The organism is Chryseobacterium vaccae (assembly GCF_009602705.1).
Classification (GTDB): Bacteria; Bacteroidota; Bacteroidia; order Flavobacteriales; family Weeksellaceae; genus Chryseobacterium; species Chryseobacterium vaccae.
Genome location: NZ_VSWH01000001.1, coordinates 1 through 16,804, shown reverse-complemented (window position 1 = coordinate 16,804; position 16,804 = coordinate 1). Strand labels below are relative to the sequence as shown.

14 protein-coding genes are annotated in these 16,804 nt (G+C 38.6%); 2 read left to right on the top strand and 12 right to left on the bottom strand.

Annotated features, from left to right (window positions below; translation table 11 throughout):
* Positions 1-303 precede the first annotated feature (303 nt).
* Positions 304-2,340: a methionine--tRNA ligase gene (metG, locus tag FW768_RS00070; protein WP_153391231.1), complete on the top strand. Its 2,037-nt coding sequence runs from the start codon at positions 304-306 to the stop codon at positions 2,338-2,340.
* Positions 2,341-2,423: 83 nt separating this feature from the next.
* Here metG and FW768_RS00065 read toward each other — a convergent pair whose 3' ends face one another.
* The 7 genes from FW768_RS00065 to FW768_RS00035 form a co-directional block, all read right to left on the bottom strand.
* Positions 2,424-3,128 (bottom strand): class I SAM-dependent methyltransferase, encoded by a 705-nt coding sequence (locus tag FW768_RS00065; protein ID WP_153391229.1) that lies wholly within the window; start codon positions 3,126-3,128, stop codon positions 2,424-2,426.
* Between the two features lie 143 nt (positions 3,129-3,271).
* Positions 3,272-4,147, bottom strand: a complete 876-nt coding sequence (locus FW768_RS00060; RefSeq protein ID WP_394349955.1) for a siderophore-interacting protein — start codon at positions 4,145-4,147, stop codon at positions 3,272-3,274.
* A 44-nt stretch (positions 4,148-4,191) separates the two neighbouring features.
* On the bottom strand, positions 4,192-6,402 hold the full coding sequence (locus FW768_RS00055; protein ID WP_153391227.1) for a TonB-dependent receptor: 2,211 nt from the start codon (positions 6,400-6,402) through the stop codon (positions 4,192-4,194).
* 326 nt (positions 6,403-6,728) lie between these two features.
* Positions 6,729-8,321, bottom strand: a complete 1,593-nt coding sequence (locus FW768_RS00050; protein ID WP_153391225.1) for an MFS transporter — start codon at positions 8,319-8,321, stop codon at positions 6,729-6,731.
* Positions 8,322-8,423: 102 nt separating this feature from the next.
* Entirely contained in the window at positions 8,424-9,542 is a 1,119-nt protein-coding gene (locus tag FW768_RS00045) for an HlyD family secretion protein (protein WP_153391223.1), read from the bottom strand.
* 25 nt (positions 9,543-9,567) lie between these two features.
* Complete coding sequence (locus FW768_RS00040; protein ID WP_153391221.1) at positions 9,568-10,878, bottom strand: TolC family protein; 1,311 nt, start codon at positions 10,876-10,878, stop codon at positions 9,568-9,570.
* Between the two features lie 89 nt (positions 10,879-10,967).
* Positions 10,968-11,813, bottom strand: coding sequence for a helix-turn-helix domain-containing protein (locus FW768_RS00035; RefSeq protein ID WP_153391219.1), 846 nt, complete (start codon positions 11,811-11,813; stop codon positions 10,968-10,970).
* Between the two features lie 328 nt (positions 11,814-12,141).
* Here FW768_RS00035 and FW768_RS00030 point away from each other — a divergent pair, with 328 nt between their 5' ends.
* Positions 12,142-12,993: a DUF4349 domain-containing protein gene (locus FW768_RS00030; protein WP_153391217.1), complete on the top strand. Its 852-nt coding sequence runs from the start codon at positions 12,142-12,144 to the stop codon at positions 12,991-12,993.
* A gap of 57 nt (positions 12,994-13,050) precedes the next feature.
* On the opposite strand, the gene FW768_RS00025 is transcribed toward FW768_RS00030, so the two are convergent.
* The 5 genes from FW768_RS00025 to dnaA all read right to left on the bottom strand — a co-directional run.
* Positions 13,051-13,470, bottom strand: a complete 420-nt coding sequence (locus FW768_RS00025) for a hypothetical protein (RefSeq protein ID WP_153391215.1) — start codon at positions 13,468-13,470, stop codon at positions 13,051-13,053.
* Between the two features lie 21 nt (positions 13,471-13,491).
* Positions 13,492-13,836 (bottom strand): hypothetical protein, encoded by a 345-nt coding sequence (locus FW768_RS00020; RefSeq protein WP_153391213.1) that lies wholly within the window; start codon positions 13,834-13,836, stop codon positions 13,492-13,494.
* Between the two features lie 170 nt (positions 13,837-14,006).
* Positions 14,007-14,705 (bottom strand): SAM-dependent methyltransferase, encoded by a 699-nt coding sequence (locus tag FW768_RS00015; RefSeq protein WP_153391211.1) that lies wholly within the window; start codon positions 14,703-14,705, stop codon positions 14,007-14,009.
* An 84-nt stretch (positions 14,706-14,789) separates the two neighbouring features.
* Positions 14,790-15,233, bottom strand: coding sequence for a low molecular weight protein-tyrosine-phosphatase (locus tag FW768_RS00010; RefSeq protein ID WP_153391210.1), 444 nt, complete (start codon positions 15,231-15,233; stop codon positions 14,790-14,792).
* 116 nt (positions 15,234-15,349) lie between these two features.
* A partial coding sequence (gene dnaA / locus FW768_RS00005; RefSeq protein ID WP_062697090.1) for a chromosomal replication initiator protein DnaA occupies positions 15,350-16,804 on the bottom strand: 1,455 nt, incomplete at its 5' end.

Below are 16,804 nucleotides of genomic sequence, written 5' to 3'. Positions count from 1 at the left end.
CTAATAAGCCTGGCAAACCAGTCTTGCAATTTATAAAAAAAATAGAATTACCATAATTTTATGTGAATTTTAGATAATTTTATGTAAATTACCCGTCGTTTTCAAATTAAAAATCTGAATTTCATTTATTTATATCGTTCTATGCGTAGCATAACATATTTCGTTCATTAACAAAAAGTTAAACAATTGTTTAACTAAATGTAACATACTCCGCCTTCAAAACCTCAAAAAAAGGATTATTATAGAAGCTTCAACAGAATTCATGAGATAATCCTTATCTTTGCAGTTAAAATTTTACTATAAATGTCAAACAGGAAGATGATTACGGCAGCTTTGCCCTATGCAAACGGACCGGTTCATATAGGACATTTGGCAGGTGTATATATTCCTGCGGATGTCTACGCAAGATTTCAGAGAAGATCAGGAAAAGAGGTAGCGTTTATCTGCGGGTCGGATGAACACGGTATTCCTATTACCATCAGAGCCAAAAAAGAAGGAGTAACCCCTCAGGATATTGTAGACAAATATCATGAGATCATCAAAAAATCGTTTTCAGATCTTGGGATCTCATTTGATGAATATTCCAGAACAACGTCTAAAAAGCACTATGAAACCAGCCAAGATTTTTTCAAGGTGCTTTATGAAAAAGGCAAATTCACGGAAGAAATTTCTGAGCAGTATTTTGATGAGCAGGCAGGAGAATTCCTTGCAGACCGTTATATTGTAGGAACATGTCCGAACTGTGGTAATGAAAATGCCTATGGAGACCAGTGTGAAAAATGTGGTTCTACCCTTTCACCCTCAGAACTCATCAATCCGAAATCAATGTTAAGCGGAAACATCCCGGTTCTTAAAGAAACCAAGAACTGGTATCTTCCTTTAAATGAATATGAAGATTTCCTGAATGAATGGATTATTGAAGGCCACAAAGATGATTGGAAACCTAATGTTTACGGTCAGGTAAAATCATGGTTAAATGATGGTTTAAAGCCCCGTGCGATGACCAGAGACCTCAATTGGGGAGTTCCGGTACCGCTTCCGAATGCTGAAGGAAAAGTTCTTTATGTATGGTTTGATGCGCCTATCGGGTATATTTCATTCACCCAGGAATGGGCTGAAAAGAACGGAAAAGACTGGAAAGATTACTGGCAGAGTGAAAACAGTGACCTGGTTCACTTCATTGGAAAAGACAATATTGTTTTCCACTGCATCATCTTCCCTTCTATGATGAAGGCTCATGGTGATTACATTATGCCGAAAAATGTTCCTGCTTTTGAATTCTTAAATCTTGAGAACGATAAAATCTCCACATCAAGAAACTGGGCAGTATGGGCTCATGAATATGTAGAAGATTTCCCGGGACAGCAGGATGTGCTAAGGTATGCCCTTCTTTCATCAGCTCCTGAAACTAAAGATAATAACTTCACATGGAAAGATTTCCAGACGAAGAATAATTCTGAACTGGTAGGAATTTTCGGAAACTTTATTAACAGAGTTGCCGTTTTGATTCATAAATATTATGATGGAGTTGTTCCGCAAGGCGATATAAACAGTCCTGAATTACAGGAAATCAATAAAGCGGCCAGAGAGATTTCAGGATTCCTTGAAAACTATGAGTTCAGAAATGCATTATCTGCTTTAATGAATCTTGCCCGTTTTGGAAACCAGTACCTTCAGACTGAAGAACCATGGAAAACAATTAAGGATAGCCCTGAAAAGGCAGCACAATCTTTATTTGTCGGAGCACAAATCGCTGTTGCTTTGGCACAGTTATGTGAGCCGTTCATGCCTTTCAGCTCTGAAAAGCTATTAACGATGTTCAATGTTGAACAGGTTAGCTGGAGTGATGTTGAAAACACATCTGTTTTAATAGAAACTGGCCACAAAATTAACGAAGCTTCTCTTCTTTTCTCAAAAATTGAAGACAATGTGATTGAAGCCCAGATCCAAAAGCTGGAACAAACGAAACAAAACAATAAAAAGACCAACCCTAACGCGAATCCTATGAAAGAAGAAATCACATTTGATGATTTTACCAAAATTGATCTGAGAACAGCAACCATCCTTGAAGCTGAAAAAGTAGAAAAAGCAGACAAACTTTTAAAACTGACGGTAGATACAGGTGTGGATGTAAGAACGGTAGTTTCCGGGATCGCGGAAAGCTTTACTCCTGAAGAAGTAATCGGGAAACAGGTGATGATTCTTCTGAACCTTGCTCCGAGAAAAATCAGAGGAATTGAGTCTCAGGGAATGTTGTTACTGACGACCAAACCGGATGGAAAGTTATCTTTTGTAACACCGGATGACAGCAATGTAGAGAACGGTATTGAAATAGGATAATCAATATTTAAGATAAAAAATAAAGACACATGAAATTTGATTTTCATGTGTCTTTTTTATGTATATCTGCTGAAAACAGTATTCTAATTTTTTGTCAGCTTTGCCAGATAAGAATCTTCATCTTTCAATACCTTTTCAATCCTAAAACCATTATGCTCAGCAGCATTTTTAAGGGTATTAAAATCAAGATACAACCAGGTGATCGGGTTTTCGGATTCTCCTTTGTAATGAACCGTATATCCTAATTCGCCATAATAACCTTCTGCCGGAATATATACTCCGCCATCTTCATCACGGTCAAACATATAAAGAATATCTGTGCTGTCAATCAGGATCTGCCCGTTTTCATTCAGTAGAGAATGGAGCTTCTGAAGATACGTGTCAATTTTTGCGAGACTTTCAAAAATTCCGGTTCCGTTCATCAGCATCAGAATTGTATCAAATGTTTCCCCGGAAAGCTCCACCATATTTTCACAAACCGCTTTTTTTATACCTCTCAGTTTACAAACTTCAATAGATTTTGGTGAAATATCCAATGCCAGCACATCAAGGTTTCTCAGATTCTGAAGATAAAGAGCGTGTGATCCTGCTCCAGCTCCAATATCCAGAACTTTTCCTTCCGCCAGCTTCAAAGCTTTCTGCTCAATGTCATTCATCACCTCAAAATCCCTGAAAAGATAAGCTACCGGGAGCTCATCCAGTTCCGAAATTGATGTTTCTGTCTGCAGATCCTCGGGATCTTCATTATGAAAATAATCCCAGACCGCTTTACCCATTAAATCTTTCATAGTCGTTTTCAAAGTGGCAAAGATACGGGTTTATTGGAAATGAGTAATTGATAAATAAGTAATGGGTAATGAGCAATTGGTCAGTTCTAATAATTTAACATCAGCAATTCACCATTCATTGCAAAGCAAAATTCACTATTCATCTATCCCATTGAATCTTTCTCCTTATGTCTGTCTTTCTCTGATTCATTTTCTGCAACGCCTGCTTTCCAGTAAGAATAAGCATTCAGTTCCTTTGCAGTCCAGTTTTTTTCTTTTCTGAGATAGGTACGGATTTCTTTAACACTTGAAAATTCCGTGGCTATGTATCCAAACTTTGTAGTTTCAGGAATGGCAATACTTTTTACGGTATCGGCCATCTGGCTGCTGCTATGAGGTTCTGTGTTGTGTAACCATATGAATTCAATATCGGCTTTTGTCTGAATGATCTGCTCATCCTCTTTTCCGTGAACTTCAAGGATACAGACGCCTTTCGCTGTTTCCGGCAGGGTGTTCAGAATAGCACTCAGAACAGGAATCGCTGTTGCGTCACCCACCAGAAGATACCATTCCGCTTTGGGGCAGAGCTCTTTTTCTTCTGTTCTCATCATGATTCCCAGCTTTGAGCCGGCTTCTGCCTCACGGGCCCATTTCGATGCAGGGCCGCCGTCGCCATGATCCACAAAATCAATGATCAGCTCATTTTTCTCGAGATCAATTCCGCTGTGGGTGTAGGTTCTCACTGCAGGAGCAACTTCTTTAGGCGGATAGACCCATTGTCTGCTCTCATCCAGTTCCGGGAAATGGATTTCGTTTAAACCAGCCGGCGGAACAGCAATCTTATTGTTATCACCAATCGTAGTATTCTTAAACAGATGGACATCCGGAGAATACAGATAAACCCTGATAAAATGGTCTGTGATATACTCTTTTCTGGTCATTTCTACAACAATGCGACCTGTTTGAATTTTAGCCATAACTGAAATTTTAAAAGTTAAAATCCGGTTTCCGATGATCACAGAAACCGGATTTGTATTCATATTTGATGAATTTAAATCAAGGCTAAGAAGCTTAATTTAAATTTCTAAAAATTAAAGGTATAGGAAAGGTTGAATGTTCTTCCTCTTCCTTTATAATTAAAAAGCTCAGGAAGTCCGTACGTAGAATACAACACCTGGGAACGCTTGCTCCATATCGTCTGATAATCTGTATTGAATACATTCTGGATTCCCAGATTGAATTTACCCCAAGGGAAACGGTATCCTACCATAAGGTCTGAAGTATTATAACCGTCAATTTCATTTTTCAGATCATCCGTCAGCTTGAAGTTTTGCAGCGACTGGAATCTGAATGACCAGTTTTTAACATTATAACCTATATAAGTGACCAGTTTTGAAGGGGAAGCATTATAAATTTCCTGCTTCTGCCATTCGCCCTGATTATCTACTTCCGATTTGATTAAAAGGCCGCTGGCCCCGAAATAAACTCCATTATTCATAGAATAGGAAACTTCTGCTTCTATTCCCATATTTCTCAGCTTAAGATCATTAACAAGGATCTGGAATGTCTTTCTGTCAACCGTCACTGTTTTATCAGAATTACTCAGGAAACCTGCGATCTGCCCTCTGAATCCGCCTTTGTTCATACGATACCCTACTTCAAACTGATTGGTTTTAATCGCCTGAAGAGGCTGTTGCTTTACATTGATACTGGAAACTACGTCCCAGTTGTTATTGACCAGTTTATACGTTCCGATTCCATAATACTTGGAAGGGTCTGCAAGGCTTACTCCCTGTGAAAATGTTCCCCATGCCTGGTGCTGCTCATTGAATTTATATAACAGACCTGCATTCGCCAGGGTTACATTATATGAACTCTCACCACCCGGAATGGCAGATGCTGAATTTCCGTAGCCCATAGCCACCTGAGTCTGCTGTACGGAACCTACGAAATCATCTACTTTTACTTTGATATTCTGGTAACGGATTCCCGCATTGATCTGAAGTTTTGGAAGGATATCATATTTTGCCTGAACATATCCTGCATAGCTCTGCGAATGATTGGTAGGATATCTTCCCAGACTGTATTTTGTTTCGTTGATTAAACCACCGCTCGACATGGTTTTGGCCAGATCATAAACAGATTGTGTTCCTTCGAATTTCTCCAGATCTACATCTACTCCATACGTTACGTTCAAGGTTCTCCAGGATTTTGACAATAATGCCTTGATCCCTGAATAATACGTATCCTGCTGTGAAGAAGACATATAGGCAATCGGCCCACTTTGAAGTGCTACTGTTCCCGGGAAAGGATAGAACCCAAGCTTCTCTCCTCTTGCCGCCAGCTGTACATAAAGATCCTGTCCACCTAAAATACCGTTAGCATTATAAGCCAAGGTTCCCATAAAACGTTCTGTTCCTACATTTTTGTCTGATGAAAAACCGTCACGCATTTCCAGTAAGGACGCATTTTTTGTGGTAAAAGCGCTCAGACTCTGTCCTAAATAAAGACTTCTGTCACCATTAAATTTAGAATTATAATACTGAAGTGACGCTGTAATTTTATGCTTGTTGTTAAATTTATAACCTCCTGTAGCAAGAATATCAATGGACTGGTTATACTGAAGATCGGTTTGCGTAATATCGGTAATCACCTGATTCTGGTCTGCTCCGTACACCCCTCCATTCTGCTGGTAAGCGATTCCCAGCCTTCCGAAAAGTTTCTCTCCTTTTCCTGCAATAGATTGTGCCGCACGGAAATCATGATCATCTTTCCCCATAAATCCGGTTCTTACCCCTACTTCCGTTTCTCCGCTAATTCCGTTTTTAGAGGGAGCTTTGGTGATGATATTGATAATTCCTCCTGTAGCATTTCCTCCATAGATAGAGCTTGCTCCGGAAAGAACTTCTATTCTTTCAATATTAAATGGGTCAATAGCGTCCAATTGTCTGCTGATTGCGCGGATACTGTTCAGGGAAACCCCGTCTATCATAACCAACGCAGAGCGTCCTCTCATATTCTGTCCGTAATTGGTTCTTCCCTGAGGACCAATATCCATACTCGGAATCAGGATAGAAAGCATTTCTTTGATAGGAACTCCGCTTTTGGCCTGCTCCTGAATTTTTTCTTTCTGTACCACCCAAACGGTTCCCGGAATATCAGAGATTTTTGTAGGTTTTCGGGAGGCTACAATCACCACATCATCAATACCTTTAGAGGCTATAGAGTCATTAACGGTCTGGGAAAACATCATTCCCGAAGCTAATAATCCTATTAACGCATACTGCTTTTTCATTCTTTTATTTCAAGTTTTATAATGCGTCAAATTTAATTTTTATTCTTTCTAAATAAAAACAATTCAGTATGAAATTTTTCATATTTTCCAGAGGGTATTGTTCATCCTTAGAGTCTGTTTAAAATTTATATGAAACATTAAAATCAGCAGTTTTAGAAATGAAAATTTTGTGTGGTAAAACTCAACTTCAATACATAATCCTTTTATATTTTCGCTCGCTGATCTGGCAGATTATGCAGATCTTAAAAATACCTCATTCATAAAAAACGTAAGATCCCGACTTTTGAACAAAGTCCGGGATCTTACTGGTGAAAAACAAGGTATCTTTAAACCGCAGGTCCTGCTGCGTCTTTTATTTCTTCTAACATTTTTTTTCTTTCTTTTAGTCTTCTTCTGGCAATGACAGATTTACCTCCGATAACTCTCACAAATCTCATATACTGGAAACGTTTTGCCCCGAAATGATGGGTAATTACATACAACAACACCCCAAAACCTGTCAGGATAATATATCCGAAGATCTTTTTAGTGGCAATAATAATGGCATTCAGCTGAATGCCCTTCATATTGGCTGCAACATTCTGAGGGGTCACCGTCATCCCATCCATATATACCGCGAGATCTCCTACAGCTGCCACCTGAAATCTGTACTGAAACCATGAATATAAGGTTGAAAAAATACCTACCGCCAGGAAAGTTCTCCAAACCAGCACCAATCCGATAGCGGCCAGCATTTCATCCATTTCAAGTTTATCCAACGTATAGAACCAAACGGAAATAAATAATGAGCACATTCCATAACCTTTTAAGAACATCGGAAGATACCAGTTGTCATAACTGAATTCTAATACCATAGAAAAGTACATAATTATAGCATATCCTATCATCGCAGCAAACCCTGAAAAAATGTACATTTTTAACGGTTTTTCTTTTTTGAACCAGAATATAGCAATTGCGCCTGCTAGAATAATGCCCGGAACCATCAGCATGCTGAGTCTGGCATTCGTGAGCTGATCATATCCTAAAACTCCTACCGCAAAAGTATTCTGAAGAGATGCCGTTCCTAAAAACATTCCCAGCCAGAACAACATAAATAAACCATGCTGTACATTATTTTTGGTGAATATTTTAAAGGACAGGTAAGGCCGTTTCAGCGTTGACTGACGGATGGCCAGCAATGCAAAGCTTACAAAAGCAGCTATACTGGCATTAATGATATTTTTTGAATTCAGCCAGTCCTGCTGTCTCCCGAAAGAGTATACATAGGCCGAAAACATAAAGGTGGAGATGAACAGTAAAATACTCAGCCAGTCGATATAATGCAGAGGAACTTTCAATGCGAAATATTTATTATGCATAAAAATCCAGTGAATAAGTGCCAATATAAAGCATAAAACCGATGTCAGTAAATAAAACTGCTGCCAGTTATACAAAAGGGAGAATTCTGCGGCATAATAAACTGCTACCTGGTTCATGATCAGAACAAATGTATAGAATACTCCGTAAAACATTCCACGGTTTCCAATCATCATCATCAACGGCAAGAATAGTTCTATGGTGACCATCATCTTCATAAATCCAATCAGTAAAGACGTAAATACAAAGATCATAGGCTGTAAAGTCGTTGCATTGATATAGCTCATAAGCCCTAAAAGCACCAAGAGGAGCACCATTTTATCTCTCACCTTGAATCTCATCTTCATTCTGAGAACAATAGGCATACAGGCTCCCATACCGATTGTGGTCGCATAGTTGGCCCACATAAAATATTCTGTAAGAGCTCCGGTACCGCTCACCAGATAGCTGATATTCCCTGTGTACACACCGCCAAGAGGCATCACCACTGCAAGAAGCAGTACGATCAGCAGCAGCTGTACGGGTTTCGGTACCCAGTCGTTATATAGTCCTTTGTTGTACATACTTTTTAGATCATTGATTTCAGATATCAGATGACAGACTTTCAATATTCAGCGTTAGCATTTCGCACCGCATCATGTCTGGAATCTGATATCCTGCATCTTCTAGTCTTTATTAATATTTACGTTCATGTTCATCCCTGCGCTCAGTTTATCCAGATCTTCTTTTTTATTGGAAGACGTAAATTCTATTCTTACAGGAATTCTCTGCTGTACTTTGATGAAGTTTCCGGTAGAGTTATCAGTCGGAACGCTCGAATATCTGGATCCGGTAGCCGCTGAAACCGCAGTTACTATACCTTCAAATTGTTTTCCGCCTAAAGCATCAGCAGTCATCATCATTTTCTCTCCGATTTTTATGTTCGGCATCTGTCTTTCAAGGAAATTAGCGGTTACCCATTTCTGACCGTTCAGAACGATCGTGGCTACCTGTTGGCCGGGTTGAATTAATTGTCCCTCGGCAATTGTTCTTCTTCCCATTACTCCGTCATAAGGAGCTGTAATGACGGTATAGGAAAGGTTGATTTTCGCCATATCCAAGGCTGATTTTGTTCTTTTGATCTCTGCATCATTAATCCCCAGACGGCTTTTTACCTCTGTTGTAGAAAGATTGGCAGACTGCTTTTGATTAACCAGCGTTTCGTAAGCTGCTTTCTGGGCATCATATTCTGTTTTTACCTGGTCATACTGCTGTCTTGTTACAGCCTCAGCAGCGAGAAGGTTTTTATATCGGTTCAGGTTCTGCTCTGCATTCCATAATCTTGCTTTTGCACCTGCAATATTGGATTCCATCACATTAACATTGTTAGAAACCGTATTAACGGATGAACTTGTTGCTGATCTTTGTGCCATTGCATTCTGGTAAGCTGCTTCTGCTTGCCCAAGCTGGGTCAGAATTTCGTTTTTGTCCAGAATAACCAGCGTATCACCTTTTTTTACTCTTTGATGTTCGATGAATTTTATTTCTTTGATATAAGCAGAAACTCTGGTATTGATAGGGTTTATAAACTCTTCCACCTGAGCTGCCTCTGTATAGGTTTTATCTCCAATGTGGAAATATTCACGTACCAGCCAGTACAACCCGAATCCTATCACCAGAAAAACGATAATATTCGAAATAATAGCGCGGATTTTATTGGTTTTATTCTTTTTCTTTTTATCGGAAGCAGCCGATTGTGCCGGAGCTGCCTGTGTATTTTGAGTAGTTTGTTCCTTGTTTTCCATTGTTTTGTTTTTCAGTTTTAAAAGATTAAAGTGTTCCCGAAGCTTTGATAAGATTATAATACTGATAAAGTACATTGATCTCTCCATTGGCATAATCCAGCTCAGACTGAAGTTTCTGGTTCTGGGCATCAATCATTTCGGCCTGTACTGCCAGCTGGTTCAGATATTTTGCTTCTGTAATCTTATAGTTTTCTTCTGCAAGTCTTTTAGAATCGTTAAGGATTTCCGCCTGCTGAATAGCTTCCTGGTATTTCACATAAGCTGCATTTATCGCCATATCCACATTCTGCTGTACCAGGGTCATTGCATCTCCGGCCTGGGTTTTCTGAAGCTCACCGAGTTTCACTTTTTCTTTTGTTCTGTAAAGGTTATCGATATTATAGCTTAAAGAAACTCCTGCCTGCCATCCTCCGGAATACATATCCAGAACTGGGTTTCTTGTGGTGATTGGACGTTGCAGCGTATAGCCTCCAAATCCGGCAAGGGTCGGCATTTGATCTGTTTTGATAATTTCAATATTTTTGCTGACAAGATCAATATTCTTTTGGGCAGATTTAAGCTGGGGATTGCTTTCATGGGCTAGATTCAGGTAGTAATCCATTCCTATTCCCGATTCTTTATCCGTTAAGCTTTCCACGGGGATGATCTCTGTGTCAGACGGAAGTCCTAATGCAATATTTAGATTATAATTCAGGATTTTTCTGTTATTGCCCAGCGTAAGGATTCCCTGATCAAGGTTTTTGATGGCCAATTCGCCACGGATCACCTCGTTTCGGGTTACCATTCCCTGCTGATAGAATTTCTGAATATTTTTGAGACGTTCCTGAGCCAGTTTTTTGTTGTTCTGAAATACGGATTCCTGGTTCATAATCTTATACACATCCAGATAATTGGAAATCACGAGAAATTTCACATCCTGTCTGTTTTTTTCCAGATCCAGTTCAGAAAGCTGCTCACGGAGACCTGCTACCTCAATAGATTTAGTTACCAATCCACCTTTAAAGATCAGCTGGGTAGCCTGTACCGCATAGGAACTTCCGTAGTGAGGCATCGGAACTTTGGTGGAATTTGAAAAGTCTTTATCAATAGCTACCGCATTTCCTAAATAGAACTGGCTCGTAGAAGCCGTAACGGTAGGAAGCTTTTGAAGCTTTGCCACATTAGTATTCTGTTTGGCAATGTCTATATTCTGAGCGGAAACTTTTAACTGCTGATGGTTTTGTACTGCCATTTCGGCGACTTCATCTGCCGTCATTTCCCGCGTCTGTTGTGAAAAAAACAGCGCAGGGAATAGAGCTATCACGAATGATAGTGCCGTTTTTACATTCTTTGTCATTGTACCTTGTTTTACGGGAACAAAGTTACAGCAGTTCATAATTCAAACAAATGTTTGATTATTGGAAAAAGATGTTCAAATGTAAGATTTTAATTTTCAAACTGATGTCTGTACTGGCTTGGGCTCACTTCCATATGCTTTTTAAAAAAGTGCGAAAACGAGTACTGATCACTGAATCCGAGAATAGACGACACCTCAGAAACCGGTTTTTTGGAAGAGTTTAAAAGTACTTTCGCCTCATTCATTACGATCAAAGCAATGATCTGGCTTGCTGATTTTCCGGTAATGGATTTTACCACTGATGAAAGATGTCTGGTTGTAATCGACTGGCGCTCGGCATAGAATTCCACGGTTCTTTCGGTAAGATGATGTTCTGCAAGATCGGTAAGAAAAACAAAAACAATTTCCTCCTGCCTGGACATCTGGTTCATGGAATAGTTGTCTTCTTTAGAAATAATACCGGCCATCTGGTAGCAAAAAACAGAGAACAGATGTTCCACCATCTCTTTTTTATACAGCATTTCCGTTTCGGAATCTAAAATATATTTCAGGAAATTAACACTTTTCCAGACCACTTCCATTTCATCCTCCGGAAAAGGAACTCCTTTATTCATCTGCTGTCTGAAATAACGGTAGGTGATCAGTCTGTTGAATTTCAATGATAATGCCGAAATAAATTCTCTTTTATAGGAAACCATCCTGGACTGGAAATCATCACTCACGGAAACCATTTCATAAATAGTCTGTGGATCAGTTACCATAAACATATTCGCAGAAAGCTCCAGGTCACTGAAATGCTGACGTAGTTTTATAGATCCTGATTTGATAAAGATAAAGGCAGGATTTTCCGGACGGAAAGGCTTATCCGCAGAAATTCTCTCGAAAATATTATGCTGGGTAAAAATTTCAACCCCGAATTTTTCTAGTGCAGACATAGCACAAATGTAACCAATATATTGCAAACTTACCACGCAAAACGTAGGATCAACTCTATTGATTCCATGAAGCGGACATTTAGCAGCAAGCTTCATGAATGATGAAGTCGCGTTTCTTTAATCATTTAATCAGTAATGCCTATAAATCAGGTTTTGCGTTTACGAAAACAGTATTGGTGTGTTTTTTATTTTTCTCGTGGATTGCGCAGATTTTTTACCTCAACCACGCAATACATATTACGCAACAATTTCTATAAAAACAATAACATCTTACAATAAAAAAAAGCATTTAAGTATGATTTTTGTTAATATTCATAAAAACTTAACCATGAAAAAAATATTTTCAGCATTATCATTAAGTATTATATTAATGAGTTGCAGCCAATCTGATCCCCAAGCAGTCACAATGGCAGATCCTCCTCTGGAAAAAGAAATGACCAATCATCTTACTATTTCTGCGAAAACAGATTCAGACGAAAATATGCCTGCTCCACCATTAAGCCATCATAAAACAGATACGATCTCTAAAAAGATCATTAAAAACGGGAAAATGACCATTCAAGTAGGTGACCTGAAAAAAGCACAAAACCAAACTGCAGAGATCCTAAAGAAAAGTAACGCCTATATTCAACAGGAACAGTTTCGGAATACCGATACGGACGAAAACCTGTCTATGATGATCCGTGTTCCCCATCAGAATTTTGATAAGCTTATCAATTCTTTCTCGGACGGTGTGGGATCTATCCTGTCTAAAAATATTTCCTCCAATGATGTTACTGAGGAATATACTGATGTTTCAATAAAACTGGCCAATAAAAAAATCTATCTTGAAAAGTACCGTGATCTGCTCAGAAATGCATCCACTACAAAAGACATACTTGAAATTCAGGAGAAAATCCGTGGGCTGGAAGATGAAATTGATGTGGCTGAAGGCACACTGCGTTTTATTGACGACCGGGTCAATTACAGCACTTTGGAGCTCTCTCTGTATAAGGAAAAGGCAAGGAGCTCCACCACTTCAAAAATAGGATTTGGAAGCAGGTTTTCCGATTCTCTTACAGAAGGCTGGAACAGTTTTGTAGGCTTCCTCCTGGGGATTGTTTCTTTCTGGCCTTTCCTTTTGTTTATTCCTTTAGTAGTATTTCTCTGGAGAAAATGGAAAGCACGAAGAAAAAAATAAATCATGCAGATTCTGTTTTTAAAAAGCAGCAATAAAGATAAACTAACTTTAACGATATCATTCATTCATACTCCTGATGTGCTCACTGATTTTTATCCAGTTGATGCTGTCTGATACACGCAGTTCCTTATCAAAATGCTGTTTCCAGTTCTTGCCCAGTTTTTTCTCAAGACTTTTGAAATAGACTTCATTGGTACGGTCTGCTTCTTTTTGAATTTTCCGGGTGCTGTCGGTTATATCGCATCCGGTTTCTATCCTTTCGTAACATAGATCCCATTTTTTCACGAGACTGTCGATGGCATCATAAGCACCTGCCGGGGGAAGTTCTCCGGCCCTGATATCCTTCCAGCAAAGAGGTTCTGTTTTCTTTACATCATTGGATATTGCTGATTTTGTCTTTTTTGCGGCATCAGGACTGCAGGAAATCATGAAAAGTGCAACACTTAGCAGAATCATTGAAGTAGTCAGTTTTTCCATAGCAGAGATTGTTATATATTTTTATTGAATGAACTCCAACAGGCGTTTTCTTGTGATTACCTGATTCCCTTTATAAAACTCTTCATCATCCAGCCGAGCCAATGAAGCTGTGGACTGCATGGAAAGCCAGGAAACAAACAGATCCCTATTTTCAAATATTTTCGGGTTATTAAGATCACCATCATATATTTCTCCGTAGAAAAACCTTTGGTTTTCATCTGACTGCATTCCCATTCCGCAGTAATCACGGTGACGATAACCTAAAAAATGACCGTTCTGCAGCTGATCTGCAACATCATTGGCAATCAAAGTACCAAATGGTACAGCATCTTCTTCCTCTGTATGTAAATTTTGTACGTTATTCATGCTTTGAATGATTTGAGATTTGAGGTTTGAAATTTGAGCGTTAGCCTTTTAACTAAGATAACTAAGTTTTTCAGATCACGATGCCAAAAAGTCAAAGATTTTCAACTTCATGCAACACATCAGATTATATCTCAAACCAAACTTTCATCTTATACTTCATACAGCATAAATCATTTTCCGAGAACAAAAACAGCCGGAACTTTATGCAGTTCTGGCAGGGCTTTCTTCCAGTTGGCTATGGTTTTGGTCTGAATAAATTCATGTTCAGGATCATTGATATTGGCTGCAATACAGAGTTTGGTATTGGGGGAAAGGAATTTTGTCAGGTCTTCAAAAAGCTGGTTATTTCTGTATGGGGTTTCCATAAAGATCTGCGAATACCCTGTTTTCTGCACCAGGCTTTCCAGATGAAGAATCTGTTTTTTCTTTTCACTTTTATCAATCGGCAGATAACCGTGGAAGGTAAATTCCTGCCCGTTGAATCCACTTGAAATCAGCGCAAGGATAATAGATGAAGGTCCGGAAATAGGAATTATTCTGATATTTTTCTCGTGGCACCATTTTACGATCAGGTTTCCCGGATCGGCAATACAAGGTAATCCGGCTTCGGAAAGTAACCCGAAATCCTGTCCTTTCAACATCAGATTTTGCGCTTCTTTAATATCTGCATTTTCGGTGTACTTATCCAGTAAAAACAGTTTCAGATCTGACTGTTTCTTTTCAGGAGCAAAGAATTTAACGACTTTTCTGGCTGTTTTTTCATTTTCTACAAAGAAATAATCGGTTTGCATGATATATTCTTTTATCACAGGTGAGAAATGAGTGATAGAAGTATTTTCCGAAAGGTAGGCTGGGAGTAAAAAAAGCATTTTATTGTTTTATAGTTCGTTTTTTAAGTGAGGGAATAAAAAAATAGTGGTTCAATATTAAGCAACAGATACAATTTCCCCCTTTTATTTCATCTGTTTTAAGATGGCGTCACATCCTTTATCCAAAAGCTGGAAAACGTTTTCAAAATCATCCATTCCGCCCCAGTAAGGATCTGGAACTTCTGCATTTTTGTGGTCACCTAAAGCTTCCAGAAACAGAGAAACTTTTTGGCGTTGCTCTTCATTTCCTGCTTTTGAAATTACGTCTTCATACACATCAATATCCATACAGTAGATCTTGTCAAAGTTTTCAAAATCTGCGTTGGTAATGGGCCTGGACTTCTGTTTTGAGATATCAATTCCATGACTGGCCGCTGTTTTAACAGCCCTTTTATCAGGATGCTCTCCTTCGTGAAGTGATATTGTTCCTGCGGAATCAATTACCCCATTCCCGAGCTTTTCTTTCATAATTCCTTCTGCCAAAGGACTTCTGCAGATATTCCCCAGGCAAACCATCAAAATATTCATATATTCTTTAATTAAAAAATGAAAAAGAAATTCTAAATTCCTCTTTTAACAAAACTAAATAAAAAATGAAGAATAAAACTATTCTTCATTTTTATTATTTTTAATTCAGTTATTTTTTACTGCTTGATTCTTTCTGTAAGATCTTTTACGTATTTCTTAACTTCTTTATCAATTTTTGATACATCCTTGATCGTGTCACAAGCATACATTACCGTTGAATGATCTTTTCCGCCCATTTCTTCTCCGATCTTAGTGAAAGTAGAATTGGTAAATTCTTTTGAGAAGTACATCGCCAGCTGTCTTGGCAAAGCAATCTCTCTTTTTCTTGTTTTAGAAAGAAGCTGTTCTTTTTTGATTCCGAAATAGTCACATACCACTTCCTGAATATAAGGAATGTTAATGACTTTCTTCTGATTAGCAGCGATTCTGTTGATTGTTTCTTTCAGCAATTCAAGACTCAGATCTCTCTTATATACTGTAGAATAAGCAATCACGGAATTGATTACCCCGATCAGCTCTCTTACATTTGTTTTTGCTTCAGCGGCAAGGAAATCAAGCATATCTCCCGGAAGAACGATTCCGTCTCTGCTTAATTTATCTTCAATGATCTGTCTTCTTGTAGACAAATCAGGAGATTTAATCTCTGCAGAAAGTCCCCATTTGAAACGGGAAACGATTCTGTCCTGAATATCCATGATATCAGCCGGAGCTTTATCTGAAGTAAGAATAATTTGTTTTCCGTTCTGGTGAAGGTGGTCAAATATATGGAAGAAGCTGTCCTGCGTGGCAGATTTACCGGACAGGAACTGGATATCGTCAATGATCAGAACATCTACCATCTGGTAGAAATTTGCAAATTCTGTCTGTTTATGTGCTTTGGCAGCAGAAATAAACTGCTGGATAAATTTTTCAGAAGACAGGTAAAGAACAACTTTATCCGGAAACTGATTTTTCACCTCAAGACCAACAGCCTGGCCTAAGTGGGTTTTCCCTACTCCATACCCTCCATAAAGAAATAATGGGTTGAAAGCAGTTGCTCCTGGTCTTTTAGCGATAGATCTTGCTACAGTAGCAGCAAATTTATTGCTTTCTCCTTCTACATAACTATCAAAAGAATAATCCGGTTTCAGATTAGAGTCTATATTTACTTTTCTTATTCCAGGGACCACAAAAGGGTTTACAATATTTGCTGAAAATCCTTGTGGCATTGTTTCCTGAGTTTTAGGAGTAGGAACGCTTTGTCCCTTGATGTTCATGGTAACTGGTTTTTCCTGACCTTTCGGTCTGTTTTCCATTACTGAATACCATAGTTTTACTCCTTTTCCAATATTTTTCTTCAGGGCAGCAGAAAGCAGGGACAGGTAATTGTCCTCAATGTATTCCTTGTAAAAATCACTCGGTACGATCAGTGTAAGGTTATTCGCCACCAATGAAATTGGCTGAACCTTATCAAATAACATATCGAAAGATTTTTCAAGTTTTTTCAGATCAGAATTATCTTCAGCAGCGTTTAAATTATCCCGCATAAACTGAAGGCATTTCTGCCATATCATCATTAAATTTTCATCCAT

What these genes read in the sequence shown, in the direction of transcription:
- metG (WP_153391231.1), top strand. Translation starts at nt 304, where the DNA reads ATGTCAAACAGGAAGATGATTACGGCAGCTTTGCCCTATGCAAACGGA.
- FW768_RS00065 (WP_153391229.1), bottom strand. Translation starts at nt 3,128, where the DNA reads ATGAAAGATTTAATGGGTAAAGCGGTCTGGGATTATTTTCATAATGAA.
- FW768_RS00060 (WP_394349955.1), bottom strand. Translation starts at nt 4,147, where the DNA reads ATGAATACAAATCCGGTTTCTGTGATCATCGGAAACCGGATTTTAACT.
- FW768_RS00055 (WP_153391227.1), bottom strand. Translation starts at nt 6,402, where the DNA reads ATGAAAAAGCAGTATGCGTTAATAGGATTATTAGCTTCGGGAATGATG.
- FW768_RS00050 (WP_153391225.1), bottom strand. Translation starts at nt 8,321, where the DNA reads ATGTACAACAAAGGACTATATAACGACTGGGTACCGAAACCCGTACAG.
- FW768_RS00045 (WP_153391223.1), bottom strand. Translation starts at nt 9,542, where the DNA reads ATGGAAAACAAGGAACAAACTACTCAAAATACACAGGCAGCTCCGGCA.
- FW768_RS00040 (WP_153391221.1), bottom strand. Translation starts at nt 10,878, where the DNA reads ATGACAAAGAATGTAAAAACGGCACTATCATTCGTGATAGCTCTATTC.
- FW768_RS00035 (WP_153391219.1), bottom strand. Translation starts at nt 11,813, where the DNA reads ATGTCTGCACTAGAAAAATTCGGGGTTGAAATTTTTACCCAGCATAAT.
- FW768_RS00030 (WP_153391217.1), top strand. Translation starts at nt 12,142, where the DNA reads ATGAAAAAAATATTTTCAGCATTATCATTAAGTATTATATTAATGAGT.
- FW768_RS00025 (WP_153391215.1), bottom strand. Translation starts at nt 13,470, where the DNA reads ATGGAAAAACTGACTACTTCAATGATTCTGCTAAGTGTTGCACTTTTC.
- FW768_RS00020 (WP_153391213.1), bottom strand. Translation starts at nt 13,836, where the DNA reads ATGAATAACGTACAAAATTTACATACAGAGGAAGAAGATGCTGTACCA.
- FW768_RS00015 (WP_153391211.1), bottom strand. Translation starts at nt 14,705, where the DNA reads ATGCTTTTTTTACTCCCAGCCTACCTTTCGGAAAATACTTCTATCACT.
- FW768_RS00010 (WP_153391210.1), bottom strand. Translation starts at nt 15,233, where the DNA reads ATGAATATTTTGATGGTTTGCCTGGGGAATATCTGCAGAAGTCCTTTG.